Source organism: Burkholderia sp. BE12 (assembly GCF_002959955.1).
In the GTDB taxonomy this organism is placed as follows: domain Bacteria; phylum Pseudomonadota; class Gammaproteobacteria; order Burkholderiales; family Burkholderiaceae; genus Burkholderia.
Map to the genome: position 1 here is coordinate 36,464 of NZ_PREY01000041.1, position 26,149 is coordinate 62,612.

The window sequence follows — 26,149 nt, forward strand, 5'->3', positions numbered from 1 at the left end:
ACCAGTGCGTCAGGTTTTGTCGCGACGGAACGGCGCAAGCCGGCCTCGCGGCCTGGGGCTCCGGTGCGAATGCCTCGCATCTTTGATTACCGGTACGTTTGATTTTTTCTCCGCTAAAGGAAGAACAATGAAGAAGACGCTCGCTTCGATCATCGCCGCAGCATTCGCTCTCGCATCGGTTTCGGCATTCGCCCAGGAGGCGGCGTCGGCGCCGGCAGGCGCGATGGCTCCCGCTTCCGCGCCGATGAAGAAGGATCACAGCAAGCCGAAGCACCAGCTGAAGCACCACGGTTCGAAGAAGGGCCAGGCGAAGGCTTCGGCCGCTTCGGCCGCCGGCACGAACGACGCAGGCACGCAGAACTAAGCGGTTCGCCGCCACGGCGGGCGTTGCCGGTCATCGGTCGGCCAACCCCGCATGCTCCGGCATGCGGGGTTTTGTTTTTTCAGGCGTCGGATTTGCCCGGTTCGTCGAGCCGGGCGGGCGGCGGCATGCGCATCGCGTCCACCACCGCGCGCATGCGCCGCCAGTGCGAGCCTTCCCAGAACACGCGCCGGCACACGTCGCATGCGGCGAAGCGCCGGTGCCGCTGCCGGACGCCGGCCGGCACGCGCGGCGCGGCGGCTGCCGCATCGAGCGGATGCAGCGGCGCGTTGCAGCGCAGGCACAGCCGGAACGGCCGCATGTGCGGCGCGAGATCGAGCCGCTCGAACAGTTCGCGCAACTGGTCGGCCGGCTGCAGCGCATGGAGATAGCAGCCGCGCACCACCGCGCGCCGCTTGAGCAGCTCGCGGTCGCGCGTCAGCACGATCCGGTTCTCCCGTTCGGCAAGCGCCGCGAGTTCGTCGTCGCGGTAGTGGTTGTCGTAGCAGGTGTCGAAGCCGGCGAGGCGCAGCAGTTGCGCGAGGCCGCCGAGATGCGCGTCGGCGACGAAGCGCCATGACGCCGGTTGCAGCGCGGGTGCGCCGTCGGCCGCCGGCCGTGCGCGCTCGGGAAAAACGTCGACGCGGTCGCCGTCGTCGAGCGGCCGGTCGAGCGCGGCCGGCGCGTTGTTCACGCACAGCCGGCCGATTTCGGTATGCGGGACGCCGAGCGCCTCGATCGCATGCTTGACCGTCGCATCGCGGGCGCACGCGTGCGCGAACGCCCGGTCGCGCTGCGGGCGCGCGAGAAAGGCGTTCAGTTCGCCGTGAAAGCGGAAGGTCGCGGTCGCCATCCGTGCAGTATCGCACCGCGCCCGGCCGGCGGCAGGCGCTGCAGAGCGCCGGCATCTGTGTTTAACTCGCGGCTTCACGGAGCGAAGGAGCGGGCAATGGATCTCGGGTTTATCGGGCTGGGCGAAATGGGGCAGGCGATCGCGACGAACCTGCTGAAGGCGGGCCACACGGTGCGGGTCTGGAACCGGTCGCGAGAGCGGGCCGAGCCGCTGGCGGCATTCGGCGCGCGGGTCGTCGACACGCCGGCCGACGCGTTTCGCGGCGACGCCGTGTTCTCGATGCTCGGCGACGATGCGGCCGCGCGCGCGGTATTCGACGACGCGCTGCTGGCCCAGGCGCCGCGCGGGCTGATCCACGTGAACATGGCGACGGTATCGGTCGCGCTCGCCGAATCGCTCGCGCACGCGCATGCGTCGCGCGGCATCGACTATGTCGCCGCGCCGGTGATGGGGCGCCCCGACGTCGCGGCCGCTGCGCGCCTGACGATCATGGCGGGCGGCCCGGCCGAGGCGATCGACCGCGTGCAGCCGCTGTTCGACGCGATCGGCCAGAAGACCTGGCGCTTCGGCTCGCTGCCGCAGCACGCGAACGTCGCGAAGATCGCCGCGAATTTCACGCTCGCGTCGGCGATCGAGACGCTCGGCGAGGCGTCCGCGCTGCTGGGCGCACATGGCGTCGCGATGCGCGATTTCCTCGACGTGATCACCAGCAGCGTGTTTCCGGGGCCCGTCTACGAAGGCTACGGCGCGATGATCGCGGAGCGGCGCTACGAGCCCGCGCGTTTCAAGGCGCGGCTCGGGCTGAAGGACGTCCGGCTCGCGCTGGAGGCCGGCGACGCGACGTCGGTGCCGCTGCCGGTGGCGAGCGTCGTGCGCGACAGCCTGCTCGACGCGCTCGCGCACGGCGGCGGCGACCAGGATTTCGCGGTGCTCGGCGAGGCCGCGCTGCGCCGTGCCGGCCGCTGACACGCGACAGAAGCACCGTGCGCACGGCATAATCGGCAGTCCGTTTTCCCTACATTTATTTCAGGCAGAGGCAGTCATGAACTTGCATACGTGGTGGCTTTTCGTGGCGACGGTGTTCGTCGTGTCGGCGATTCCGGGCCCGAACATGCTGCTCGTGATGACGCACGGCGCGCGACACGGGCTGCGGCGCTCGTCCGCGACGATGGCCGGCTGCCTGAGCGCGCTGGTGCTGATGCTCGCGGTATCCGCGGCGGGGCTCGGCGCGGTGCTCGAGGCATGGCCGGCGATGTTCAATGCGTTGCGCTTCGCGGGCGCGGCCTACCTGATCTATCTCGGCGTGAAGGCGTGGCGCGCACGCGTGGACGACACGTCGGCGGCCGACGTCGAGGCCGTGTCGCAAGCGGCGTCGGCATCGCGCGTGGCGCTGTTCCGCAATGGCTTCCTGGTCGCGGGCAGCAACCCGAAGGCGATCCTGTTCGCGGCCGCGCTGCTGCCGCAGTTCATCAACGCGGCCGAGCCTACGCTGCCGCAGTTCGGCATCCTCGTCGTCACGTTCGCGGTGATCGAGGTGAGCTGGTATCTCGTCTACGCGGCATTCGGCACGCGCATCGGCGCCACGCTGAAGAGCCAGAGCGTCGCGAAGGTGTTCAACCGGCTGACCGGCGGGCTGTTCGTCGGCTTCGGCGCGATGATGGCGCTGGTTCGTCACTGATTCCCGGCCGACACCGGCGTACCGAACGCCCCGTCCCTCGCAAGAGGGCGGGGCGTTCGGCTTTTGGGCGCCGCGCCCCATCGCTTATGCCCGCTCACGCCCTCGGGCGATCCAGCGCCGCCGCGCCAGCTCCGCGTCCAGCCGCCAGCCCGAACACGGCCGCCGCGCCGGCGAACGCGAACCCGACACCGCACACCGCGCTCCATCCGCCCCACGCCCATGCGCTGCCCGCGAGCACCGCGCCGAGCGCGCCGCCGACGAAGAACAGTCCGACGAACAGCCCGTTCAGGCGTCCGCGCGCGGCCGGGTTCAGCAGATTGATCTCGCGGCGGCCGATCGTCTGGTCGACGATGACGCCCGCATCGAGCAGCGCCGCGCCGCCGGCCAGCAGCGCGAGCGCGATGCCGCGATGCGCATGCGCGTCGAAGCCGAACCAGCCGGCGCCGGCGGTCCCGAGCACGGCGAGCGCCGCGAGCATCGTGCCGTGCGCGAGCCGCTGCGCGGCCGGGCCGTGGCCGCGGTCGCCCGCGCGGCCGGCGAGCGGCGTGACGATCGCGCCGCTGGCGCCGGCGAACGCGAACAGCGCGATCCCGTGCAGGTCGAGCGCGAACGGCGGTTGCGCGAGCCGCAGCCCGACGGCGGTCCAGAACGCGCTGAACGCGGCCATCGCGAGCGCGGCCGACAGCGCATGCCGGCGCAGCACCGGTTCGTCGGCGAGCAGGCGTCCCATCGACGCGAGCAACGCGCGGTAGCCGGCCGTGATCGACGGCGTACGCGCCGGCAGGCGCAGCGCGAGCACGATGGCGATCGCCGCGTTCGCGAGCGCGGCCAGCAAATAGAACGTGCGCCAGCCGGCCGACCCCGCGATCAGGCTCGCGAGCGGCCGCGACAGCAGGATCCCGAGCATCAGCCCGCTCATCACGTTGCCGACCGCGCGGCCGCGTTGCGCTTCGGGCGCCATCGACGCGGCCATCGGCACGAGCATCTGGATCACGCTCGACGCGGCGCCGGCCGCGAGCGTCGCGAGCAGGAACACGGTGCCCGAGCGCGTGAAGGCGGGCAGCGCGAGCGCGGCCGCGCAGACGGCGAGCGTCGCGACGATCAGGCGGCGGTTCTCGAGCAGGTCGACCAGCGGCACGAGCAACGCGAGCCCGGCCGCGTAGCCGAGCTGCGGCAGCATCGCGACGAGGCCGGTGAGACCGGGCGGCAGATGCAGATCCGTGCTGATCGGGCCGGTCAACGGTTGCGCGGCGAACAGGTCCATCACGATCACGCCGACCGTCGCGGCGAAGAACAGCGTCATGCCCGTGCTCAACGCGGGGGGCGCCGCGACGGACGGGGAAACGGGGGCGGAGCAACGATTGGCAGGGCAGTTCATCGGAAGCCTGGCGTGGAGGTCGAAGGAATTCCCATCGTAGGTGTCCGATGTTTATGCGACAATTGAAATATGTCTAATATGATTATGCGAGTTTGTTTTGAATACGCGTGATCTCCAGGCGTTCGTCGCGGTCGTCGACAGCGGGTCGATGGTCGCCGCGGCCGCGAAGCTCCACCTGACGCAGCCGGGCCTGACGCGGCGCGTGCAGAACCTCGAAACGCTGCTCGGCGTGCCGCTCCTCGAACGGCAGAGCAAGCCGCTGAAGCCGACCGCGGCCGGGCGCGACGTCTACGCGCTCGCGCGCAACGTCCTCGGCGCAGTCGACGAACTGATGGCGGCGGGCGCGCCGGACAGCGAGCCGTCGGGCGAGCTGCGCATCGGCGTGCCGCCGTTTCTGTCCGAGCTCGCGCTGGAGCGGCCGATCGACCGGCTGCGCGACGCGTTCCCGCGCCTCACGCTGCGCGTGACGGCCGGCTGGTCGCCGGCGCTGATGCAGGGCATGGAGCGCGGCGCGCTCGACGTCGCAGCCGTGATGGTGCCGGCGAGCGCCGTGCTACCGGACACGTTGACGGCGACGCTGCTCGCCACGCAGCCGACGGTGCTCGTCGCCGCGCGCGATTTCCCGCTGCCGGACGGTCCGCTGTCGCTCGACACGCTGTCGGGTTTTCCGTGGGTGCTGAGCCAGGACGGCTGCGGGATGCGTTCGGCGCTGAGCCGAGCGCTCGGCGCGGCCGGGCTGCCGTTCGACGTCGCGGTCGAGGCATTCGGCTCGGAGCTGCAGTTGTCGCTCGTCGCGCGCGGCGCCGGCATCGGGATCGCGCCGCCGAACGCGCTGGCGCGCAGCGCGCATCGCGATGCGCTGAGGATCGTGGAAACGGTGGGGCTGGAAACGCGGATCAACGTATGGATCGTGCACGGCACGCTGCCGGGCCGGCTGGTGCGGCCGGTCGCGCTGCTGCGCGACGCGCTGGGCGAGGTGCTCGAACGGGAGAATGGAAAGGGGTCAGGTGCCGTAACAACGAACTAGAGGCCGCATTCGAGGGAAAGTCCTTATTTTCTCTACGGAAATGTTGCATTGCGGAAACCGATTCGCTATAGTTGCACCTGTCTCCTCCATGTCTCCTCTGATATGGATTCAGCCCGCCACTTAGGCGGGCTTTTTTTTGCCTGCGATTTTGTCGCGGCGCTCCATTTGCCGGCGGTCGCCGCGCTCAGAACTTGTACGTCATCCCGACGTAGCTGATGATCGGATCCGCCTTCAGGTCCGATTTCGACTCGGCGAGCACCGAGCCGTCGGCCGCCTTGATCGTCACCGTCGACGTCGTCTTCAGCGGGATGTAGGTCACCGACGCGACCAGCCCGAAGTGTTCCGTCAGGTTGTACTGCAGGCCCGCGTTGAACACCGGCTGCCAGGACGACGACGCCTTCGCTTCCACCGAGGTCGTCCCCGGCTTGCCCGCGCCCGCCGCGAGGATCGCACCGAGGTTGTCCTGCGTCTGCTTGATGAAGTTCGTGTTGAGCTGCAGGTCGCTGAACCAGTTGTACGACACGCCGAGGCCGAGGAACGGCCGGAACTTCGCGGTGGCCTGCCCGAAGTAGTACTGCAGGATCACCGCCGGGCTCCACTGCCGCACGCTCTTCACGATCGGGTTGACCGATCCCAGCCCGATGTTCTGCGTGCCGAGCGCGCCGGCAGGGCCGGGCGGCTTGATCGTGCCCTGGCCCGATACCTTGAACACCGGCGGCACGCCCGCCACCGACGTGACCGCGATGTGATCGGTCAGGAAGTGGCTGACCGTCAGGCCGACGGTGTCGGCGCCGTTCGTACGCAGCCCGGTGCCCGGCGACGTGAACGACGGCGGCAGCCGCAGCGGCGTGTTGATCGGCGTTGGCGCGACGTTGGTCGTCATCGGCGTGCTGCTCTGCTGCGGCATGATGTGGAACCAGCCCAGCGTGACGACGTTGCTGCCGGCGCTCTGCGCGTGCGCCGCGAGCGGCGCCGCGGCGGCGGCGACGCCGGCCGCCGCGCAGAGAAGGGTTTTCTTCATCACGGCTTCTCCCTCCGCTTACTGGACGAATGCGCCGATCGTGAAATACGGCGTCGATCCGGCGTTGTCGAGGAAACCGAACACGCCACCCGTGAAGATGAACTTGCCGGTCGGCGACGTGCTGCCCGAACCCGTGTGGATCGTCGTGACCGTGCCCGGCACCTTCTGCGTGTAGTCGAGGTCGAGCGCGGTCGCGAGCGACGCCTGCGACGGCTGGAACGGGTCCAGCAGCGTGGCCTGCTTGTCGATCAGCGCGGTGGTCCGGTAATCGAACTGGCTGTCGACGCCGATGTACTCCCCGTTCTGCGAGCCGGCCGCCACGGCCGTCTGCGGCGCGAGGATCGAGATGCTCGATTCGTCGTCGGCGGTCAGGCCCGGCACGCCGTTGCTGTCGGGCGTCGGGTTCGGGTTCGCGACCCCCGTGCGCACGAGGATCGGCACGAGCTGGTTGCGCAGCTTGCCGACGATCATGAAGCCCTTGCCCTGCGGCGTGGCCGACAGCGTCGGCTTCAGCTGGCTCGCGTAGTTGTTCGACTGGAACGCGCCGCTGCCGTCGGCCGACGGCACGAAGTTCGTGCCCTGCTGCGTGCACGCGCCGCCGGCGAACTGGCCGGTCGTGTCGCACTTGGTCCACGTGCCGTCCGCGTTGATCGTCACCTTCGCGTCGATCGATGCCGGCGCGAATTTCTGCGACGGCACTTCGCCGAAGCCGACATGGCTGTACGTGCCCGCGACCTTCGTGATGTCGGTCTCGATCGACGAGAAGCCGATGAACGGGTAGTACGGGAATTTCGTGTCGGGCACCGCGGCCTGGCCGAGCACGCCGTCGAACTGGATCTCCTTGCCGGGAATCGTGCCGCCCGCAACGCCGAAGCCGACGAAGATGCGCGCCGGACGCGACGCGTCGAGGCTCGCGCCGTTCAGGCGGAACGCGCACTGGTTCAGCTTGTTGGTCGGCAGCAGCGTTTCCTGCGTGAGCGTGCCGCTGTCGACGGTGCCCGCACGGGTCGGCGTGACCGTGCCGGTCTTTTGCGGCACCGCCGATTCGACATAGGTGACCTGCCAGGTCATCTTGGTCGTGTCGAGCTGGACCTTCGCGAGTTCGCCGCTGCCCGCGCCGCCCGTGAACACGGTGGTGTAGTCGAGCGACGCAGGGCAGAGCCGGTCCTCGACGAGCGGGGGCGGATTGTCGCTGCCGCCGCCGCATGCGGAAAGAAGGGGGGCGGCAAGGGCCGCCGCCAGAATGAGGTTGCGCTTCATGTTGCTCCTCCAGATTTGTCTTGTGCGGCGGCCAGCTCCCTGTCGGCCGCTTCTGTTGTGTGCTCGTCCTGCTTGCGCCGAGCCGAGCGCCTTCGTGCCTTCCCTGCGTCACGCGGCGGCGGGCCGGCCGCCGCGTCCTCGATCGCTACTTGCTGATCTGCGCGCCCACGCCAAAGTACGGGGTCGACGACGTCGTCGAATTCGCCGACGTCGCCGTGACGCCGCCGTTCACCGTGCCCTGCACGAGCGCCGCATACAGCCCGCCCGTCGCGATTACCACACCCGACGCGGACGGGTAGCTCGCGCCGCTCGGCGGGGCGGTCTTCGCGTTCAGGAGGCCCGGCGTCGTCTGGCCGTAGTCGAGCGTGAAGCCGTCTTCCTCGGCCTGCGTGGACGGATTGATGAACGACGCGTTGCCGCCGCGGATCAGCGCGGCCGTGTACTTGAAGTTCGAGTCCGCGCCCGCATAGCCGCCGTCGATCGCGCCCGACGTGATCGCCGTCGCCGCGCCGAGCACCGCGATGCCCGATTCGTCGTCGACCTGCGCGTCGGTGTGCAGCGGCGGCGTGCCGAGGTTCACGTTGCCCGTGCGCACGATCACCGGCACCGTCGCGCCGTTGAGCTGGCCGATCACCATGTGCGCGGTCGCCGACTTGCCGGTCGCGCCGACGATCGGCAGCTGCGTCTGCGGCAGCGTCTGCGGTGCCTTGGCGCTGTCGAAGTAGCCGCCCTTCGCGCTCGTCTTCCACGGATCGCCGGTCGTCTGGCAGCCGCCCGAACCGCTCGACGTGCACGCGCCGTTCGCGTCGAACGTCTCGCTCGAATTCGAGCCCTTCGTCGCGTAGTTGCCCGACGGCACGAGGTGGTAGAGCAGCGCGTTGTACGTGCCCGGCAGTTTCGAGAGGTCGGTCGTCGTGTTCGCGAAGCCGAGGAACGGATAGAAGTCGAAGTGACGGTTCGGCACCTGGCCGACGTTCTGCACGATGCCCGGGATGATCGTCAGCCCGTCGTACTGGATCGTCGCGCCGGGAATGCCGCCGCCCGCCACGCCCATGCCGACCAGCAGCATCGGCGGGTTCGCCTGGTTGAAGTCGGCGGCCGTCGAATAGGTCGAGCCGTCCGGCGCGGGGCCGGTGCCCGGCGTGAGGACGAACGCGCAGCGCGTTTGCTCGGCGGTCGGCAGCGTGCCGGTCGGCGGGTGGATGACCTTGCCGGTGATGGTCGTGCCGACGCGGCTCGGCGTGACGGTGCCCGTCTTCAGCGGAATCGGCGATTCGAGCCACTTGAGCGTGTACGTCATCGCGACCGCGTCGATGTTGACGCTGATGATCTCGCCGCTACCTGCGCCGCCGAGATACGTGCTCTTCACGATATCCGCGTCGGCCGGGCAGAGTGCGCCGTTGATGGGCTGCGAAGGCGGCGGCCCTTGCGTGCCGCAGCTCGAGCCGGAACATTGGGGCGCATTGATCGGCGCGGGCGCGCCGCCGGAGTCCCCCCCACCACATGCAACCAGGAAAGGGGCAATGGCAAAGGCCGTTGCCACCCCCTTCGATAAGGCGTGCGACATGCCGCTGTCTCCAATCGTTTAATTGTGCGAGCTAATGTCGCTGCCTGGATTTTTGCTGTCAATTGATGAACCCGTCTAAAAAAGGCGATTGAAACGGGATCGGCGATTTGAATCCTTGCCCGATAAGGCAATTGGTAAGAATTTAAACGCGAGGCGGGCTGTCGAAAGCTGCGGCAGTGGGGGATCCGCGACGCCCGGCGCGTTCTCGCAGCGCCTTCTCGCGTATAACGGCAGCGTTTAAATCGACGGTATCCGGTTTATCCCTATTCGGGATTGACTGGATAAGGGAGGGGCGGGATTAATTCACTGGTAATCGCGCAATGGAAAGCTTGTAAATATTTGTAAATGCGCGATCCGGTGTTTTTGTATATTGCCTGATACGGGTAAATAAAAAGCCGGCCAGTGGCCGGCTTTGCATGGCATGCGATGCTGAATCAGCGTTTGAGGCCCGCGTCCTCGGCCGCGCCGATGTTGAGGTTCATGCACTGGATCGCGGCGCCCGACGCGCCCTTGCCGAGGTTGTCGAGGCGCGCGACCGTGATGAAGCGCTCCGCGTTGCCGAACACGAACAGGTCGACACGGTTCGTGTCGTTGTTCGCCTGCACGTCGAAGAAGCCGCTGTCGAGGTTCGCATCCGCGTCGAACGGTGCGACGCGCACGAACGCTTCGTCCGCGTAGTACTCGGCGAACACGCGCTGCACGTCCTGCGGCGTCGCGCGTTTCGCGAGCTGCTCGGGCGTGAAGTAGGTCGTCACCGCGAGGCCCTTCAGGAACGGGCCGACGATCGGCGTGAAGATCGGCGCGTTCGCGAGGCCGGTATGCGCGGCCATTTCCGGCAGGTGCTTGTGAGCAAGGCCCAGTGCGTACGGGCGCGGGCTCGCGAGCTTGCCGCCCGGCGCGGCGCTTTCGTACTCGGCGATCATCGACTTGCCGCCGCCGCTGTAGCCGGTGATCGAGTAGCTGTGCGCGGCGAACGTCGGCGCGACGATGCCCGCATCGACGAGCGGACGCATCGCGAGCACGAATGCCGATGCGTGGCAGCCCGGCACCGCGATGCGCTTCGACGTACGAATCTTCTCGCGCTGCGCGCGGGTCAGCTCGGGCAGGCCGTAGGCCCAGTCGGCGCTGGTGCGGAACGCGGTGCTCGCGTCGATCAGCGTGGTGTTCGGGTTCTCGACGAGCGATGCGGATTCGCGCGATGCGACATCCGGCAGGCACAGGAACGTGACGTCCGACGCGTTGATCAGGCGGCGGCGCTCGTCGACGTCCTTGCGCTTCGCTTCATCGATGCGCAGGATCTCGATGTCGCTGCGTGCCGACAGGTATTCGAAGATCTTGAGGCCGGTCGTGCCTTCCTGGCCGTCGACAAAAACTTTGGTGCTCATTTCGCTCTCACTGAATGAAACGGGAGCCGCGGCGCCCTGAAACCGCCATTTTAAGACGTCATCCGGCGGCACTGCACCGCGCGGGGCGAAAAAAGACGGCCGGCGGGCCGTCTTGTGTCCCTTTGACGCGCCCGGCGCCGCGTGGCCGCGAACGGCTGCACGCGAGGTCGGGCGCCCGGGTGTGCTCAGCGACCGCCGGCCACCCAGCGCGCCGTCGCGTCGGCGACGCGCCGGCCGAACGCTTTCGCGGTGTCGAGGTCGCCGGGCAGCGGGCCCTCGTCGGGTGTCGCGTCCGCCGGCGACTGCGCGAGCAGGCCCGTGAAGCCGCCGACGTAGTTGATGTCGTTGCGCGTGGCCGCCTTCGAGTTGGCCGGCATCATGCCCGTGCCGATCCACACCATCCCATGTTGCATCGCCAGCGTGACGAAATACTGAATCGTCGAGAACTTGTCGCCGTTCATCGTCGCCGAGTTCGTGAAGCCCGCGGCGATCTTGTCCTTCCATTTCTGCGTAAACCACGGTTTCGACGTGGCGTCGGCAAACTGCTTGAACTGCGCGGACGGGCCGCCCATGTAGGTCGGCGCGCCGAACACGATCGCGTCCGCCGCGTCGAGCGCGGCCCAGCCCGTGTCGTCGAGCTCGCCGACGGCGATGAGGCGTGTGGTGGCGCCGGCATCCTGCGCGCCCGCGTGCACGGCCTCGGCCAGCTTCTGCGTGTGACCGTAGCCGCTGTGATAGACGATGACGATGTTCGACATGAAGCGTTCTCCGGAAAGGAATGGGAACGGCGAACCGCAGGCTCGCCGCGTCACGCGCCGCACTCGGGCGGCGCGACGGATGGGCGGCGGGTGCCGCGACCGGTGCCGCCGAGTCTAGCAAGCCGAAATGACGGGAAAAAGCACGCGGGCCGCGCTCGGAGATTCGCGGGCGCGGGCAGGCAATCGCGAGCTGCAACGGGCGGCGGCGCGCGAGCGCTTACTGCCCGTAAGTGACCGTGAGTTGCGCGGTGCCGATCGCGAGCGTGCCGATCTCATGCTCGAACATCGGCGCCGGGCGGCCCTGCGAGATGCGCAAGTCGGTGCCCTTCAGCGCATAGACGGTGATCACGTAGCGATGCGGCTTGCCGGGCGGCGGGCACGGGCCGCCGTAGCCGTCGATCCCGAAATCGTTGCGCGCCTCGCTCGCGCCGATGCGGCGCAGGAAGCCGGATGCGCTCGCGTCGGCCGGCAGGCTCGTGACGGTCGCCGGGATGCCCGCGACGGCCCAGTGCCACCAGCCGTGCCCGGGCGCGTCGGGATCGAAGATCGTGACGGCGTAGCCGCGCGTGCCGGGCGGCGGGTTGTGCCACGCGAGTTGCGGCGAGCGGTTCGCGCCCTTGCAGTCGCCGCGGTCGAACACGTTCGCGGCCCGCACGCGGGCGCCGGGCGTCAGGTCGTCGCTCGTCACGGTGAACGGGCCTTCCGCATGGGCGGGCAGCGCCGCGAAAACGGCGGCGCACAGGAGAACGGGGAGGAGGAACGGAGACGGGCGACCCGATGGCGCAGGCGGAGTGATCCGGCGATCCACACGCATATGGCGCTTCTCCCGTCACGTGGGCCGGGCCGAGGCTCCCGGCATTGTTGGCATTGTGTGTTGCCCGCGCCGCCGACGGCGGCGATGAATCAAGTCTAGCATTAGGGTTCGATGAGCGACGCACATCGGCGAGCGCGATTGCGATCGGTCAGGGCGCCGGTCGATGGACGAAAAAAAAGCCGCCTGCGATGAAGCAGGCGGCTTTCTCGGCCAGCGCGCCGGCATGCGTGCCGGCGTGGCGTCATTCCTTCGGGGCCGTCGCGCCGCCGTGCGCGGCCGACCACTCGGCCGGTGCATGCAGGAATTTCTCGACTTCGTCGAGCGTCTTCGTCTCGAAGTAGCCCGAGGCCTTCGCGACGCGCAGCACGTCCCACCACGTGGCGAGCGCGTGCAGGTCGACGTCGATGTCCTTCAGGACCGACACGCTTTCCTTGAAGATGTCGTAGTGGAACAGCACGAAGCAGTGGTTCACCGTCGCGCCCGCGGTGCGCAGCGCGTTGACGAAGTTGATCTTGCTGCGGCTGTCGGTCGTCAGGTCTTCCACCAGCAGCACGCGCGAGCCTTCCTCGAGATGGCCTTCGATCTGCGCGTTGCGGCCGAAACCCTTCGGCTTTTTGCGCACGTACTGCATCGGCACCATCATCCGGTCCGCGATCCAGGCCGCGAACGGGATGCCGGCCGTCTCGCCGCCCGCCACCGCGTCGATCTGCTCGAAGCCGATGTCGCGCGTGATCGTCGTTTCAGCCATTTCCATCAGCGCACGGCGCACGCGCGGATACGAGATCAGCTTGCGGCAGTCGATATAGACGGGGCTTGCCCAGCCGGACGTGAAGATGAACGGTTTTTCGGCATTGAAGTGCACCGCCTGCACTTCGAGCAGGATTTTGGCGGTCGTATCCGAGATCGACTGACGATCGTAGCCTGTCATGGGCATTCCTTGGGTGATGAGCGAGGATCGGGCGCGGGCCCGGTGGCGCAGCAAGGGAACCCGCCCGGGGGGCCGGGGCGCGATCGGCGAACCAATCGCATCGCTGCGCGCGTAGCCGGCTATTTTACCCGATTCAGGCCGGTTTTCGGCGGAATTCGCGCGGGTTCGCGATGCCGCTCACCACCCGCGAAACAAACGGGGCGCGATCAGTTCGATGCTGATGCCGGGGATGCGGCGCTGCACCAACAGAGGTCATTTAGGGGGTGTACACTAGGCGACCCTTGGAAATCGTTCAGTACTTTGTACTTTCTTCTTGCCATCCGCCAAGGTTCGTTGGCGTGCCGATCCGGCGCGTCGCGGGCCGTCTCGCAGTCGACCATCCCCTCGATTCAAGCAGACGCGGCCGAAGGTGCTGTGTACTGAGTCGTCAATATTTCGCATGTCTCTCGCAGGTCAATCATGGACGAACAACTGAAGCAGGCCGCTCTCGCTTATCACCTGAATCCGAAACCCGGCAAGATTTCGGTCACCCCGACCAAGCCGCTGTCGAACCAGCTCGATCTGTCGCTCGCGTATTCGCCCGGCGTCGCCGCCGCGTGCGAGGCGATCCACGCCGATCCGCTCGACGCGCAGAAGTACACGTCGCGTGGCAACCTCGTCGGCGTCATCACGAACGGCACGGCCGTGCTCGGTCTGGGCAACATCGGCCCGCTCGCCGCGAAGCCGGTGATGGAAGGCAAGGGCTGCCTCTTCAAGAAATTCGCGGGCATCGACGTGTTCGACATCGAATTGTCGGAGTCCGACCCCGACAAGCTCGTCGAGGCGATCGCGATGCTCGAGCCGACGCTCGGCGGCATCAACCTCGAGGACATCAAGGCGCCGGAATGCTTCTACATCGAGCAGAAGCTGCGCGAGCGCATGAAGATCCCCGTCTTCCACGACGACCAGCACGGCACCGCGATCATCGCGTCGGCCGCGATCCTGAACGGCCTGAAGGTCGTCGGCAAGAAGCTTGCCGAAGTGAAGCTCGTATGCTCGGGCGCCGGCGCGGCAGCGATCGCGTGTCTGGACCTGCTGGTGAACCTCGGCCTCACGAAGTCGAACATCCTCGTCGCCGATTCAAAGGGCGTGATCTACGAAGGGCGCGGCAACCTCGATCCGTCGAAGCAGCGCTATGCGGCGAACACCGACGCGCGCACGCTCGCCGACGCGATCGTCGGCGCGGACGTGTTCCTCGGCTGCTCGAGCGCGGGCGTGCTGAAGCAGGACATGGTCAAGACGATGGGCGACCGCCCGCTGATCCTGGCGCTCGCGAATCCGGAACCGGAAATCCGCCCGGAAGACGCGAAGGCCGTGCGCCCGGACGCGATCGTCGCGACTGGCCGTTCGGACTACCCGAACCAGGTCAACAACGTCCTGTGCTTCCCGTTCATCTTCCGCGGCGCGCTCGACGTCGGCGCGACGACGATCACCGAAGAAATGAAGCTCGCGTGCGTGCGCGCGATCGCCGAGCTGGCCGAGGAAACCGACCAGAGCGAGGAAGTCGCGAAGGCGTATGAAGGCCATTCGCTCGAATTCGGGCCGGACTACCTGATTCCGAAGCCGTTCGACCCGCGCCTGATCATCAAGATCGCGCCGGCCGTCGCACAGGCCGCGATGGATTCGGGCGTCGCCACGCGCCCGATCCAGGACATGGACGCGTACCGCGAGCAGCTCGGCGCGACCGTCTACCGCACCGGCATGGTGATGCGCCCGGTGTTCGCGACCGCGAAGCAGAAGCAAGCCCGCATCGTGTTCGCCGAAGGTGAAGACGAGCGCGTGCTGCGTGCCGCGCAGTTCGTGCTGCTGGAAAAGATCGCGAAGCCGATCATCATCGGCCGTCCGTCGGTCGTCGACATGCGCCTCGCGAAGATCGGTTCGAAGCTGAAGGCCGGCACCGATTTCGAAATCGTCGATCCGGAAGACGATGCGCGCTACCACCGCTATTGGCAGGCGTATCAGGAGATCGGCGCGCGCGACGGCGTGACGCCGGAAGTCGCGAAGGCCGCGATGCGCAAGTTCAATACGCTGATCGGCGCGATGCTCGTGCATCTGGGCGATGCGGACGGGATGATCTGCGGGATGATCGACACGTTCCACAGCCACCTGAAGTTCATCGAGCAGGTGCTGGGCCGTGCGAAGGGCGCCGAGCACTTCGCCGCGATGAACCTGCTGATGCTGCCGGGGCGCAACCTGTTCGTGTGCGACACGTACGTGAACGAACTGCCGAGCGCCGACCAGCTCGCCGACATGACGATCCAGGCCGCGGCCGAGATCGAGCGCTTCGGCATCGCGCCGAAGGCCGCGCTGCTGTCGAACTCGAACTTCGGCAGCGCGCCGTCGGCGTCGTCGCGCCGGATGGCCGAGGCCCGCAAGCTGATCGTCGAACGTGCGCCGAACCTCGAAGTCGACGGCGAAATGCACGGCGACGCGGCGCTGTCGGAACTGATCCGCAAGCAGGCGTTCCCGGGCACGACGCTGTCGGGCGAAGCGAACCTGCTGATCATGCCGAACGTCGAAGCCGCGAACATCGCGTACAACCTGCTGAAGATGGTCGGCGGCGAAGGCGTGACGGTCGGCCCGTTCCTGCTCGGCGCGGCAAAGCCGGTCCACATCCTGACGCCGGCCGCGACCGTGCGCCGGATCATCAACATGACGGCCGTTGCCGCCGCGAACGTGAACACGAAGTAAGGCCACGCCCGCGTGTGCCGCGCGTCACGCGCGGCGCAATGAAAAACGCCACGGAACCTGCGTTCCGTGGCGTTTTTTTTGCGTAAACCGTAAATGAAGACAGCGGCGCGGGCGGGGCGCCCGAACGCGAACGCCTCGCCCGCCGCGTACCGTTACGCGACCTGCTGGTGCGACTGGCCGCCTGCCGGCGAACGCCACGTCGCCAGCAGCGTTTGCCACTTCTGGCGCACCGCGCGCAGGTTGTTCTCCTTCACGTGACCGTAGCCGCGAATGCCGTCCGGCAGCGCCGCGAGCTCGAGCGCGAGCGGGCGGTTGGCCGCGTTCAGCTTGGCCAGCACCTCGTCGATCAGCGCTTCGTACTCGCCGATCAGCGCGCGCTCGGTGCGGCGCTCCGCGGTGCGGCCGAACGGATCGAGCCCCGTGCCGCGCAGGAACTTCGCCTTCGCGAGCAGCCGGAACGCCGACATCATCCACGGGCCGTACGCCTTCTTCACGAGATGGCCGTGCGCATCCGTCTTCGCGAACAGCGGCGGCGCGAGGTGGAATTTCAGCTTCCAGTCGCCTTCGAACTGCGCGGTCAGGCGCGCGAGGAACGCAGGATCGGACTGCAGTCGCGCGACCTCGTATTCGTCCTTGTACGCCATCAGCTTGAACAGGTTGCGCGCGACCGCTTCGGTCAGCGGCTCCTGCACGGTGTCGCCGTCCGCCAGCGCACGCTCGCTGGCACGCACCTTGTCGACGAAGGCCGCATAACGCGACGCGTACGCGGCGTTCTGGTACGCGGTGAGGAATTCCACGCGCTTCGCGATCAGCGCGTCGACCGCCTTCTTCGTGTGCAGCGAGATCACCGTGGCGCCTTGCGCGGGGCGGGCGTCGCCGGCCGCGGCCTGCTTCACGCTCGCCAGGTCGTACGCGGCGCGGCGACCCCAGTCGAACGCCGCGCGGTTCTTCTCGACCGACACCGCGTTCAGCTCGATCGCGCGTTCGAGCGACGCGAGCGTCAGCGGCAGCCAGCCCTTCTGCCATGCGTAGCCGAGCACGAACGGGTTCGTGTAGATCGCGTCGCCGAGCAGCGCGACCGCGAAGCGGTTCGCGTCGATGAAGTCGACCGCTTCCCCGGCCGCCGCGCGGATGTCGTTCTCGGCCGACACGCCGGGGAACGCCCAGTTCGGGTTCTTGATGAACTCGGCGGTCGGCGTCTGCGCACTGTTGACGACGACCCGCGTCGTGTCGTGCCGCATCCGCGACGTGCATTCGTCGCCGGCCGTGACGATCGCATCGCAGCCGATCACGAGGTCGGCTTCGCCCATCGCGATCCGCGTGGCGTGGATGTCGGTCGGCGCGTGCGAGATCTGCACGTGGCTCATCACGGCGCCGCCTTTCTGCGCGAGGCCGGTGACGTCGAGCACGGTCACCCCCTTGTTTTCCAGGTGCGCGGCCATCCCGAGCAGCGCGCCGATCGTGACGACGCCCGTGCCGCCCACGCCGGTGACGAGCACGCCGTACGCGCGGTCGATGTCGGGCAGCGTCGGCTCGGGGATCGGCGGCAATGCGCTGCCGTCGACCGACACGGCCTTCGGCTTCTTCAACTGGCCGCCCTCGACCGTGACGAAGCTCGGGCAGAAGCCCTTCACGCACGAAAAGTCCTTGTTGCAGCTCGACTGGTTGATCTGGCGCTTCGTACCGAATTCGGTTTCCAGCGGCTCGACCGACAGGCAGTTCGACTGCACCGAGCAGTCGCCGCAGCCTTCGCACACCGCTTCGTTGATCACGACGCGCTTGGCCGGGTCCGGATATGTGCCGCGTTTGCGACGGCGGCGCTTCTCGGTCGCGCAGGTCTGGTCGTAGATCAGGATCGTCGTGCCTTCGATCTCGCGCAGCTCGCGCTGCACGTCGTCGAGCTGGTCGCGGTGATGGATCGTCACGCCCGGTGCGAGCAGCGCCTTCTGGCTGTCGTACTTCTCCGGCTCGTCGGTGACGATCACGATCTTCTTCGCGCCTTCGGATGCGAGCTGGTGCGTGATCTGCGGCACCGTCAGCACGCCGTCGACCGGCTGGCCGCCCGTCATCGCCACCGCGTCGTTGTAGAGGATCTTGTAGGTGATGTTCGCCTTCGACGAGATCGCCGCGCGCACCGCGAGCAGGCCCGAATGGAAATAGGTGCCGTCGCCGAGGTTCGCGAACACGTGCTTTTCGTCCGTGAACGGCGCCTGGCCGATCCACGGCACGCCTTCGCCGCCCATCTGGCTGAAGGTGCTCGTGCTGCGGTCCATCCACACGGTCATGTAGTGGCAGCCGATCCCGGCGATCGCGCGCGATCCTTCCGGCACGGTGGTCGACGTGTTGTGCGGGCAGCCCGAGCAGAACCACGGCTTGCGCTCGGTCTGCACGTGCGGCTTCGCGAGCGCCATTTCCTTCGCGTTGATCACCGCGAGCCGCGCGGCGATGCGCGCGCGCACGTCGGACGGCAATTCGAACTTCTCGAGCCGCGTCGCGATCGCCTTCGCGATGATCGCCGGCGACAGCTCGTAGTGCGCGGGCAGCAGCCAGTTGCCCATCGGCACCGACCATTCGCCGCCGGCGCCGTCCTTCTCGTCGAACTTGCCGAATACGCGCGGACGCTGCGCATCGGGCCAGTTGTACAGCTCTTCCTTGATCGCGTATTCGAGGATCTGGCGCTTTTCCTCGACGACCAGGATTTCGTCGAGGCCGCGCGCGAACGCCTGCGCGCCCTGCGCTTCGAGCGGCCACACGCAGCCGACCTTGTAGAGCCGGATGCCGATCCGCGCGCAGGTTTCGTCGTCGAGACCGAGGTCGACCAGCGCCTGGCGCACGTCGAGGTACGCCTTGCCGCCGGTCATGATCCCGAAGCGCGCATGCGGCGAATCGATCTCGATCCGGTCGAGCTTGTTCGCCCGGACGTAGGCAAGCGCCGCGTACCACTTGTAGTCGAGCAGCCGCGCTTCCTGCACGAGCGGCGGATCGGGCCAGCGGATGTTCAGCCCGCCTTCCGGCAGGATGAAATCGGTCGGCAGCACGATCTCGGTGCGATGCGGGTCGATGTCGACCGATGCCGACGATTCGACGACGTCCGTCACGCACTTGAGCGCGACCCACAGGCCCGAGTAACGGCTCATCGCCCAGCCGTGCAGGCCGAAATCGAGATATTCCTGCACGTTGGACGGGAACAGCACCGGCAGCCCGCAGGCCTTGAAGATGTGCTCGGACTGGTGCGCGAGCGTCGACGATTTCGCCGCGTGGTCGTCGCCGGCCAGCACCAGCACGCCGCCGTGCCGCGACGAGCCGGCCGAGTTCGCGTGCTTGAAGACGTCGCCGGTGCGATCGACGCCCGGTCCCTTGCCGTACCACATGCCGAACACGCCGTCGTGCTTCGCGCCGGGGTACAGGTTCACCTGCTGGGAGCCCCACACGGCGGTGGCGGCGAGATCTTCGTTGAGGCCGGGCTGGAAGACGATCTGGTGGGCGGCCAGGTGCTGCTTGGCTTTCCAGAGCGACAGATCGAGGCCGCCGAGCGGCGAGCCGCGGTAGCCGGAAATGAAGCCGGCCGTATTGAGACCGGCGGCGCGGTCGCGTTCCTGCTGGAGCATCGGCAGGCGCACGAGGGCCTGGATGCCGCTCATGTACGCGCGGCCGCGTTCCAGCGTGTATTTGTCGTCAAGCGTGACGGACTTCAGCGCGGCTTCTAGCGACGCGCGTTGGCCTGCGTCTAGCGGGGCATTCATTAACTGTCTCCTCCACCCGGTCTGGGATCACCAAAACTTCGGTTGCGTCGGCATCTTTTGGATGCGTCTGCAGTGGCCGGCATGTTCGCCGGTTTTAAGGGATGGTAGCACTGGGGCAAACCCGCCGCCCATCGGCCGCAACGCGGGGGAACGGCGGGCGGCGCGCCACGAAACAGGGCGAGACCATGCGTTACATCATGTAAAAGCATGTAAAGCCGTGTTGATCTGCGGGCAAATGCCGTTAATCTTGTCGGCCTGCCGGAGGTGCCCGGCCGCGTGGGTTCGTTCCGACGCAGTCGGGGAGGCGCCGGCAGTTTTACAGGAGGTGCAATGAACACACGTCATATCCAGAGTTTCCTGATCGTGTCCGCCGCGTTTTTCGCGATGACCGGCCCGGTGCGCGCGCAAGGCGCGAGCGCACTGGCGGCAGCCGGCGCGCAGATGCGTCAGATCGTGCCGGCCCCGGACGCCGCGGCACAGCCGTCGGCCGAGCGCGCCGCCGTATCGAAGGCGAACGTGCGTTGACGCGATCGCGCGGCCTCGCAGGCTGCGCCAGAATACAAAAAGGGCGGGAATCAGAGGATTCCCGCCCTTTTTCTTTGTGCCGCCGGATCGCGCGGCCACCCCGATTGCCCGGGGCTACCGCCGCGCGGCGCAAGCGTCAGGCCTTGTCCTGCACGACACCGCGGCGAATCTGGTCGAGCTCGATCGATTCGAACAGCGCCTTGAAGTTGCCTTCGCCGAAGCCCTGGTTGCCCTTGCGCTGGATGATTTCGAAGAAGATCGGCCCGATCTGGTTTTCGGTGAAGATCTGCAGCAGCAGGTCGTCGCGCGCGCCGTCGATCAGGATCTTGCGCTTCTTCAGCTCGTCCAGCGATTCACCGTGGTTCGGCACGCGGCGATCGACCAGCTCGTAATACGTGTCGATCGTGTCGAGCAGCTTCACTTCCTTGCTGCGCAGCCCGTCGACCGCCTGGTAGATGTCGCTCGCGCCGAGCGCGATGTGCTGGATGCCTTCGCCGTGATACGCGTCGAGGTATTCCTGGATCTGGCCGGCCGTATCCGAGCCTTCCTCGTTGATCGGGATGCGGATCTTGCCGCACGGCGACGTCATTGCCTTCGACTTCACGCCCGTCACCTTGCCTTCGATGTCGAAATAGCGCACTTCGCGGAAGTTGAACAGGCGTTCGTAGAACTCGGCCCATTCCTGCATGCGGCCGCGATGCACGTTGTGTGTCAGATGGTCGATGTAGGTGAGGCCGTGGCCGACCGGGTTCGGGTTCGCGCCGGGAATCGGCTCGAAGTCGACGTCGTAGATGCTGATGTCGCCGATCGCGCCCGGTTGCGCGCCGTTCTTGCCGCGCCAGCGGTCGACGAAGTAAATCAGCGAATCGCCGATGCCCTTGATCGCCGGGATGTTCAGCTCCATCGGGCCCGTCTTGTTGTCGAAGCCCCATGCGCCGAGTTCCAGTGCGTGCTGGTACGCCTTGGCGGCGTCCTGCACGCGGAACGCGATCGCGCAGATCGACGGGCCGTGCAGCCGCGCGAAGCGCTGCGCGAACGAATCGGGTTCGGCATTGATGATGAAGTTGATGTCGCCCTGGCGGTACACCGTCACGTCCTTGTGGCGGTGGCGCGCGATCGCGGTGAAACCCATCCGTTCGAACAGTTGTCCGAGTGCTTTCGGGTCCGGTGCCGTGTATTCGATGAATTCGAAGCCGTCGGTGCCGACGGGGTTGTCCCAGTTGGGGATCTGCATGTCGTGTCTCCTGTGCGGGGCGATCGGCCGGGGCGGCGTGCGCGTGCCCGGCGTGGTTCGATGTCGACGGCCGCGCCAGTAACGCGCGTGCGCGGCGAGTCGGGACATGCGACAGAGTGTAGCGGGCAGCCGCGAGCGGAAACTTGCGAACTTAATCGCCGGCACCTACGATGGCGCAATTTCCAATCTTAAAATAACCAACGGAGGGCAGAAGATGGCGCAAGCCGAATTGGATGCCATCGATCGGCGAATTCTCGCGATTCTTCAGGAGAACGGTCGCCTGTCGAACCAGGAGATCGCCGAACGCGTGAACCTGTCGCCGAGCCCGTGCCTGCGGCGGATCCGGCGGCTCGAGGAAATCGGCGTGATCACGGGCTACGTCGCGCTGCTGAATCCGCAGAAGCTCGGCCTCGACCTGCTTGCCTACGTGAGCGTGCGGCTCGAAAAGCGCGGCGGCCTTGCGCCGGTCCGGGCCGACGAGACGTCGGCGCGCGCGGGCGCGACCCACGCGGAGCTGTTTCGCGCGGCCGTGCAGACCTGGCCGGAAGTGGTCGCGTGCCATGCGATGACCGGGGACATGGATTACCTGCTGCGCGTGCAGGTCGAGGATATGGCGCATTTCTCCCGCTTCGTGCAGGAGCATCTGCTGCATCACCCGTCGGTGATCGACGTGAAAACGAGCTTCTCGCTCGACTGCTTCAAGGAAACGACGGCGTTGCCGATTCGTTCGGCGCGCTAGCGCCGCGGCAGGGGAAGGGAGGGCGCCGGGCGTGCCGCGGGCACGCCCGGCTGGCCGACGTCAACGACGTCAGGCCGTCAGCGCGGCGGGCATCAGCGATTCGATGAACTTCGTCGTGCGGCGCGCCTGGCGCTTCATCGCGTAGTCGAACACCGCGGCCTGTTCCTGCATCATCTCGGCGATGATCGTCGAGTGGTCGGCCGGCGGCAGCGACAGGTACGCATCGGCTTCGCCGTACGCGTACTCGATCCGCATCCCGGACTTCTTCGCGATGTGCATCATCGTCGCGTTACGCGACAGGCAGTGCATGTACAGCATCGTCACGTGCGTGTTGCGGCTGCGGATCGCCGCGCGCTCGAACAGCTTCGAGCCGACGCCGCGGCCGCGCGCGCTTTCGAGCACCGACACGCCGAATTCCGCCGTACGCGCGTCGCCCTCGGCCGGCAGATAGGCCAGATGGCCGACGCCGATCAGTTCGAGGTCGTGGTCGAACACGCCGAACACGGTATCGCGACCGAAATCGATCGTGCGGACATAGTTCTCGATCACGTGGTCGGGCACCATCTGGCCGAAGCGCAGCAGGCGATCCTCTTCGTCGAGCGAGAGAAAGTGGGTGAGCATCTGCTCACGGTCTTTGGAAGCCAGTTCCCTGACGAGAACCGGCGCAGTACCGACCTTGCCGACAGCATCGGCACGGCCGTTGAATTGCGTGTTCATCGTGGGTTCCTCAGTGTGGGAGCACAAACGGGTTGTGCAATGCAACAGCATTTTAGCCGACCGGGGTTGGGGAAAACCCGCATTTGACGTTATTTGTGCTGAGGGGGAATTCTAAATCCGCTTAGTACATTCGCTATCTATTTGATTTCAAACGGATATAAAATTCATCATATGAAATGCGCGGCGGCGGTCGTACTGTGCCCGCCGCGCAACGCATGCTGCTGCGCGGCAATCAGGCGGCCGTCGACAGCCCGCGCTCGATCAGGTCGATCACCTGTTCGGCGAAGTCGCGGTAGCCGAGGCGCCCGCCCGGCTTCAGCCACGTGAAGGTCCAGTTGATCATCCCGAACACCATCATCGTTACCGAGGTCTGGTTTTCCTTCGAGATGCGGTCCGGGTACGCGCGCGCGAGCTGCCGCGTGAACGCCGCGACGATATCGCGCTGGCGGTCGAGCACGATTTCGCGCTGCGCGTCCTCGAGATACTTCACGTCGTTGAGCAGCGCGACGTGGCGGCTGTGCGACGTCTCGTATTCGGAGAGGAACGCGCGCACGAGCTCCGCGAACGCGTCGCGCTCGCTGAGGCCGCGCCGCTGGCTCGCGCCCTCCACCTCGGCGATGATCAGCATCAGCCGTTTCGTGTAGCGGTCGAGCAGGTCGAACAGGATCGCTTCCTTGCTCTCGTAATAGTGATAGAGCCGCGCCTTCGACGTGCCGCTCGCGGTCGCGAGATCGGACATCGACGTGCTCGGGTAGCTCGTCTGCGCGAATTTCTCGGCGGCCAGGTCGAGGATCTGCTCGCGCTGGGATTCGTGGTCGGGCGCTCGGGTTCGGGCCATGGTCGAATACGGAAGATTAGCGTTGCTCGGCGGCGCGGGCCGCGCGCACCTGCGTGGAAGAGAGGGCGTCCGGCGCGTCGTCCTGCAGCTCGAGCCGGCCGGCGGCCGCGAGTTCGCGGCAGCGCCACCACGCGATCGAGTCGCTGACGAACAGTCCGCCGCGGTCGGCGGCGGCCATGATGCTGCCGACGAGGCGCCGCGCGGGCTGCCAGTCGGTTTGCGCGCGCGCGACGATCAACGCGTCGAGATCGGCGTAGTGGCCGCTCTTGATCGTGTTGCTGACCCAATAACGCAGTTCGGCGTTCAGGTGCTTCGCTTCCTGCCATTCGAGCGCGAGGCGGCCGATGCGCAGGACCGAGACCGGCGCGGCCGCCGGCCGCTTGCGCGCCAGTTCCGCGGGCGAGAACATCCCGGTCGCGCATGCCTGGTCGGCGCGCGACAGCGAGGCGCGTTGCGCGGCGTCGAGGTCGGCGGCCGACAGCCGCACCTCGTTCAGGCGCTGCGGCACGTTGCGCAGGTGATAGGCGACGCGGCGCAGCAGCAGCTTGTCGCCGACGCTCGGCGCGTGCCACACGACGACCTGGCCGGTCTCCGTCGCCAGTTGGTCGAGGCGGGCGAATTCGCCTTCGATTTCCGCGTTCCAGTCGGGAATCTGGTCGCCGAGCACGTGCTGCCAGAAGGCGGCGCGCGTGTCGGGCGTCTCGTCGGCGCCCTTCAGCGGCCCGACGCCGAGATCGTCGAGCAAACCCACGACGCGCTCGTCGCGTCCGGCTTGCGCAAGGCCCTCGCGCAGCGACGCGGCGGCGGTGCCCCCCTGAATCACATGAATGGTACTCATCGGCCTGTCGTCAACAAAAGAAAGCCGCCGGCGGGCGGACGTTGCGACGTCCAGCCGGCCGGCGGCCCCTAGTGTAAGCGAGATGTGTGACGGCGAGAAACCGTACCGCGCCGCGGCGCGATGCCGCTCAACGTTCGTCGAAGCTCACGACGACCTTGTCGCTGATCGGGTGACACTGGCACGTGAGCACGAAACCGTCCTTCACCTCGTGCTCCTCGAGCGTGTAGTTCTTCTCCATCCGCACTTCGCCTTCGACCACCTTCGCGCGGCACGTGCAGCAGACGCCGCCCTTGCACGCGTACGGCAGCGCGAGGCCCGCGCGCAGGCCGACGTCGAGCAGGCTCACGCCTTCGTACGGCAAACGCAGCTTGCGCTTCTTGCCGTCGAGCACGATTTCGAGGTCGGCGGCCGGCGTCTGGTCGGTGATCTCGACGACCGGTGCGCCGGCCTGCGGCAGCGGCGTGCCGAAGCGCTCGACGTGCACCTTCGCCTGCGGCACGCCGGCGGCTTTCAGGGCGGCTTCGGCGGCGTCCATCATCGGCGCCGGGCCGCAGATGAACGCCTCGTCGATCGCGTCGGCCGGCGTCAGCGTGCCCAGGAATTCCGCGCATTTCGCCTGGTCGAGCACGCCGTTGAACAGCTCGACGTCCTGCAGGTCGTCCGACAGCACGTGATAGAGGACGAAGCGGTTCATGTAGCGGTTCTTCAGGTCCTCCAGCTCCTCCGCGAACATGATCGCGTCGACGCTGCGGTTGCCGTAGATCAGCGTGAACGTGCTGCGCGGCTCGAGTTCGAGCGTCGTCTTCACGATCGCGAGCACCGGCGTGATCCCCGAGCCGCCGGAAAACGCGACGTACTGCTTGCCGTGGTCGGCGTTCAGGTGCGTGAAGAAGCGGCCGTCCGGCGTCATCACGTCGATCGTGTGGCCGGCCTTCAGCGTGTCGAACGCGAAGTTCGAGAAGCGGCCGCCGCGCACGCGCTTGATGCCGATGCGCAGTTCGCCGTCGCGGTCGTAGTCCGTCGTGCCGACGCAGATCGAATACGAGCGGCGCGTCTCCTCGCCGTCGATATGGGTCTTCAGCGTGACGAACTGGCCCTGCGTGAAGCGGTATGCATCGCGCAGCTCGGGCGGCACGTCGAACGAGACGGTCACGGCGTCGGCGGTCTCGGGCCGCACGTCGCGGATACGCAGCGGATGAAATTGCGGGGTCGCCATATTCAGTAGGGTTTGAAGTAGTCGAAGGGTTCGCGGCAGTCGACGCAGCGATACAGCGCCTTGCAGGCGGTGGACGCGAACTGGGCGAGACGTTCGGTGCGCGCGGAGCCGCAGCGCGGGCAGGTGGGCGCGGCGACCGGCCGCGGCACGAAGCGCACGACGTTCTCCCGCGGCGCGGCGCTGCCGCACTGGCCGACCGGTGGCGCGATGCCGTACGCGCGCAGCTTGTCGCGCGCTTCCTGCGTGATCCAGTCGGTCGTCCAGGCGGGGGCGAGCACCGTCTCGATCCGGTGCGGCGGCAGATCGGCGGCCTGCAGCGCGGCGGCGATGTCCTCGGCAATCTGCGACATCGCCGGGCAGCCCGAGTAGGTCGGCGTGATCACGACCTCGAGCCGGCCGTCGTCCGCGCGGCGGACGTCGCGCAGGATGCCGAGCTCGCGGATCGACACGACCGGGATCTCCGGATCGGGCACGGTTTCCAGCACGTCCCACGCACGGGCGAGCAGCGGATCGTCGCGGTGCGCGGCGGGGGCGGGGGC

General features: G+C 67.4%; 23 protein-coding genes. 7 read left to right on the top strand and 16 right to left on the bottom strand.

From position 1 onward, the window contains the following. The first annotated feature begins 127 nt into the window (after nucleotides 1-127). Entirely contained in the window at nucleotides 128-364 is a 237-nt protein-coding gene (locus C4B30_RS31270) for a hypothetical protein (protein WP_027783274.1), read from the top strand. Nucleotides 365-443: 79 nt separating this feature from the next. On the opposite strand, the gene C4B30_RS31275 is transcribed toward C4B30_RS31270, so the two are convergent. Continuing rightward, the gene (locus C4B30_RS31275) at nucleotides 444-1,214 is read right to left on the bottom strand and encodes a Mut7-C RNAse domain-containing protein (RefSeq protein WP_105133399.1); all 771 of its coding nucleotides are present in this window, start codon (nucleotides 1,212-1,214) and stop codon (nucleotides 444-446) included. Here C4B30_RS31275 and C4B30_RS31280 point away from each other — a divergent pair. Then, entirely contained in the window at nucleotides 1,104-2,180 is a 1,077-nt protein-coding gene (locus C4B30_RS31280) for an NAD(P)-dependent oxidoreductase (protein WP_267896662.1), read from the top strand. The two genes, C4B30_RS31275 and C4B30_RS31280, sit on opposite strands and share 111 nt — an antisense overlap. 76 nt (nucleotides 2,181-2,256) lie before the next feature. Next, a complete protein-coding gene (locus tag C4B30_RS31285; RefSeq protein WP_027783277.1) occupies nucleotides 2,257-2,892 on the top strand; it encodes a LysE family translocator in 636 nt (211 codons plus the stop codon). 94 nt (nucleotides 2,893-2,986) lie between these two features. Here C4B30_RS31285 and C4B30_RS31290 read toward each other — a convergent pair whose 3' ends face one another. Then, the gene (locus C4B30_RS31290) at nucleotides 2,987-4,270 is read right to left on the bottom strand and encodes an MFS transporter (RefSeq protein WP_105133400.1); all 1,284 of its coding nucleotides are present in this window, start codon (nucleotides 4,268-4,270) and stop codon (nucleotides 2,987-2,989) included. A 97-nt stretch (nucleotides 4,271-4,367) separates the two neighbouring features. Here C4B30_RS31290 and C4B30_RS31295 point away from each other — a divergent pair, with 97 nt between their 5' ends. Continuing rightward, entirely contained in the window at nucleotides 4,368-5,297 is a 930-nt protein-coding gene (locus tag C4B30_RS31295; protein ID WP_105133401.1) for a LysR family transcriptional regulator, read from the top strand. A gap of 184 nt (nucleotides 5,298-5,481) precedes the next feature. On the opposite strand, the gene C4B30_RS31300 is transcribed toward C4B30_RS31295, so the two are convergent. The 7 genes from C4B30_RS31300 to C4B30_RS31330 all read right to left on the bottom strand — a co-directional run bounded on the left by C4B30_RS31300 (nucleotide 5,482) and on the right by C4B30_RS31330 (nucleotide 13,030). After that, nucleotides 5,482-6,318, bottom strand: coding sequence for an OmpW/AlkL family protein (locus C4B30_RS31300; RefSeq protein ID WP_105133402.1), 837 nt, complete (start codon nucleotides 6,316-6,318; stop codon nucleotides 5,482-5,484). A gap of 18 nt (nucleotides 6,319-6,336) precedes the next feature. Further along, a complete protein-coding gene (locus C4B30_RS31305) occupies nucleotides 6,337-7,578 on the bottom strand; it encodes a DUF2957 domain-containing protein (protein WP_089499445.1) in 1,242 nt (413 codons plus the stop codon). Between the two features lie 145 nt (nucleotides 7,579-7,723). After that, entirely contained in the window at nucleotides 7,724-9,145 is a 1,422-nt protein-coding gene (locus tag C4B30_RS31310; RefSeq protein WP_105133403.1) for a DUF2957 domain-containing protein, read from the bottom strand. Nucleotides 9,146-9,579: 434 nt separating this feature from the next. Then, a complete protein-coding gene (argC, locus tag C4B30_RS31315; RefSeq protein WP_105133404.1) occupies nucleotides 9,580-10,530 on the bottom strand; it encodes an N-acetyl-gamma-glutamyl-phosphate reductase in 951 nt (316 codons plus the stop codon). A 185-nt stretch (nucleotides 10,531-10,715) separates the two neighbouring features. Further along, complete coding sequence (locus tag C4B30_RS31320) at nucleotides 10,716-11,288, bottom strand: flavodoxin family protein (protein WP_105133405.1); 573 nt, start codon at nucleotides 11,286-11,288, stop codon at nucleotides 10,716-10,718. Nucleotides 11,289-11,505: 217 nt separating this feature from the next. Continuing rightward, on the bottom strand, nucleotides 11,506-12,102 hold the full coding sequence (locus C4B30_RS31325) for a YbhB/YbcL family Raf kinase inhibitor-like protein (RefSeq protein WP_105133406.1): 597 nt from the start codon (nucleotides 12,100-12,102) through the stop codon (nucleotides 11,506-11,508). Between the two features lie 241 nt (nucleotides 12,103-12,343). Continuing rightward, the gene (locus C4B30_RS31330; RefSeq protein ID WP_011546659.1) at nucleotides 12,344-13,030 is read right to left on the bottom strand and encodes an orotate phosphoribosyltransferase; all 687 of its coding nucleotides are present in this window, start codon (nucleotides 13,028-13,030) and stop codon (nucleotides 12,344-12,346) included. A gap of 459 nt (nucleotides 13,031-13,489) precedes the next feature. Between C4B30_RS31330 and C4B30_RS31335 the strand changes: the two genes are divergently transcribed. Continuing rightward, nucleotides 13,490-15,760: an NADP-dependent malic enzyme gene (locus C4B30_RS31335; protein ID WP_027783286.1), complete on the top strand. Its 2,271-nt coding sequence runs from the start codon at nucleotides 13,490-13,492 to the stop codon at nucleotides 15,758-15,760. 152 nt (nucleotides 15,761-15,912) lie between these two features. On the opposite strand, the gene C4B30_RS31340 is transcribed toward C4B30_RS31335, so the two are convergent. Next, the gene (locus C4B30_RS31340) at nucleotides 15,913-19,503 is read right to left on the bottom strand and encodes an indolepyruvate ferredoxin oxidoreductase family protein (RefSeq protein ID WP_027783287.1); all 3,591 of its coding nucleotides are present in this window, start codon (nucleotides 19,501-19,503) and stop codon (nucleotides 15,913-15,915) included. Between the two features lie 330 nt (nucleotides 19,504-19,833). Here C4B30_RS31340 and C4B30_RS31345 point away from each other — a divergent pair, with 330 nt between their 5' ends. Continuing rightward, nucleotides 19,834-20,028: a hypothetical protein gene (locus C4B30_RS31345; protein WP_027783288.1), complete on the top strand. Its 195-nt coding sequence runs from the start codon at nucleotides 19,834-19,836 to the stop codon at nucleotides 20,026-20,028. Nucleotides 20,029-20,164: 136 nt separating this feature from the next. Here C4B30_RS31345 and hppD read toward each other — a convergent pair whose 3' ends face one another. Beyond that, nucleotides 20,165-21,262: a 4-hydroxyphenylpyruvate dioxygenase gene (hppD, locus tag C4B30_RS31350; RefSeq protein WP_027783289.1), complete on the bottom strand. Its 1,098-nt coding sequence runs from the start codon at nucleotides 21,260-21,262 to the stop codon at nucleotides 20,165-20,167. 214 nt (nucleotides 21,263-21,476) lie between these two features. On the opposite strand from hppD, the gene C4B30_RS31355 reads away from it, so the two are divergent. Next, a complete protein-coding gene (locus tag C4B30_RS31355) occupies nucleotides 21,477-22,001 on the top strand; it encodes an Lrp/AsnC family transcriptional regulator (RefSeq protein WP_027783290.1) in 525 nt (174 codons plus the stop codon). Between the two features lie 69 nt (nucleotides 22,002-22,070). On the opposite strand, the gene C4B30_RS31360 is transcribed toward C4B30_RS31355, so the two are convergent. The 5 genes from C4B30_RS31360 to paaD form a co-directional block, all read right to left on the bottom strand. Beyond that, nucleotides 22,071-22,718, bottom strand: a complete 648-nt coding sequence (locus C4B30_RS31360) for a GNAT family N-acetyltransferase (protein WP_027783291.1) — start codon at nucleotides 22,716-22,718, stop codon at nucleotides 22,071-22,073. 232 nt (nucleotides 22,719-22,950) lie between these two features. Next, a complete protein-coding gene (locus C4B30_RS31365; RefSeq protein ID WP_027783292.1) occupies nucleotides 22,951-23,556 on the bottom strand; it encodes a TetR/AcrR family transcriptional regulator in 606 nt (201 codons plus the stop codon). Between the two features lie 16 nt (nucleotides 23,557-23,572). Further along, nucleotides 23,573-24,394: a DUF1835 domain-containing protein gene (locus C4B30_RS31370; RefSeq protein ID WP_105133407.1), complete on the bottom strand. Its 822-nt coding sequence runs from the start codon at nucleotides 24,392-24,394 to the stop codon at nucleotides 23,573-23,575. A 127-nt stretch (nucleotides 24,395-24,521) separates the two neighbouring features. Beyond that, nucleotides 24,522-25,610, bottom strand: a complete 1,089-nt coding sequence (gene paaE, locus C4B30_RS31375) for a 1,2-phenylacetyl-CoA epoxidase subunit PaaE (protein ID WP_027783294.1) — start codon at nucleotides 25,608-25,610, stop codon at nucleotides 24,522-24,524. Nucleotides 25,611-25,612: 2 nt separating this feature from the next. Then, on the bottom strand, nucleotides 25,613-26,149 hold a 537-nt coding region (gene paaD, locus C4B30_RS31380), incomplete at its 5' end, for a 1,2-phenylacetyl-CoA epoxidase subunit PaaD (RefSeq protein WP_105133408.1).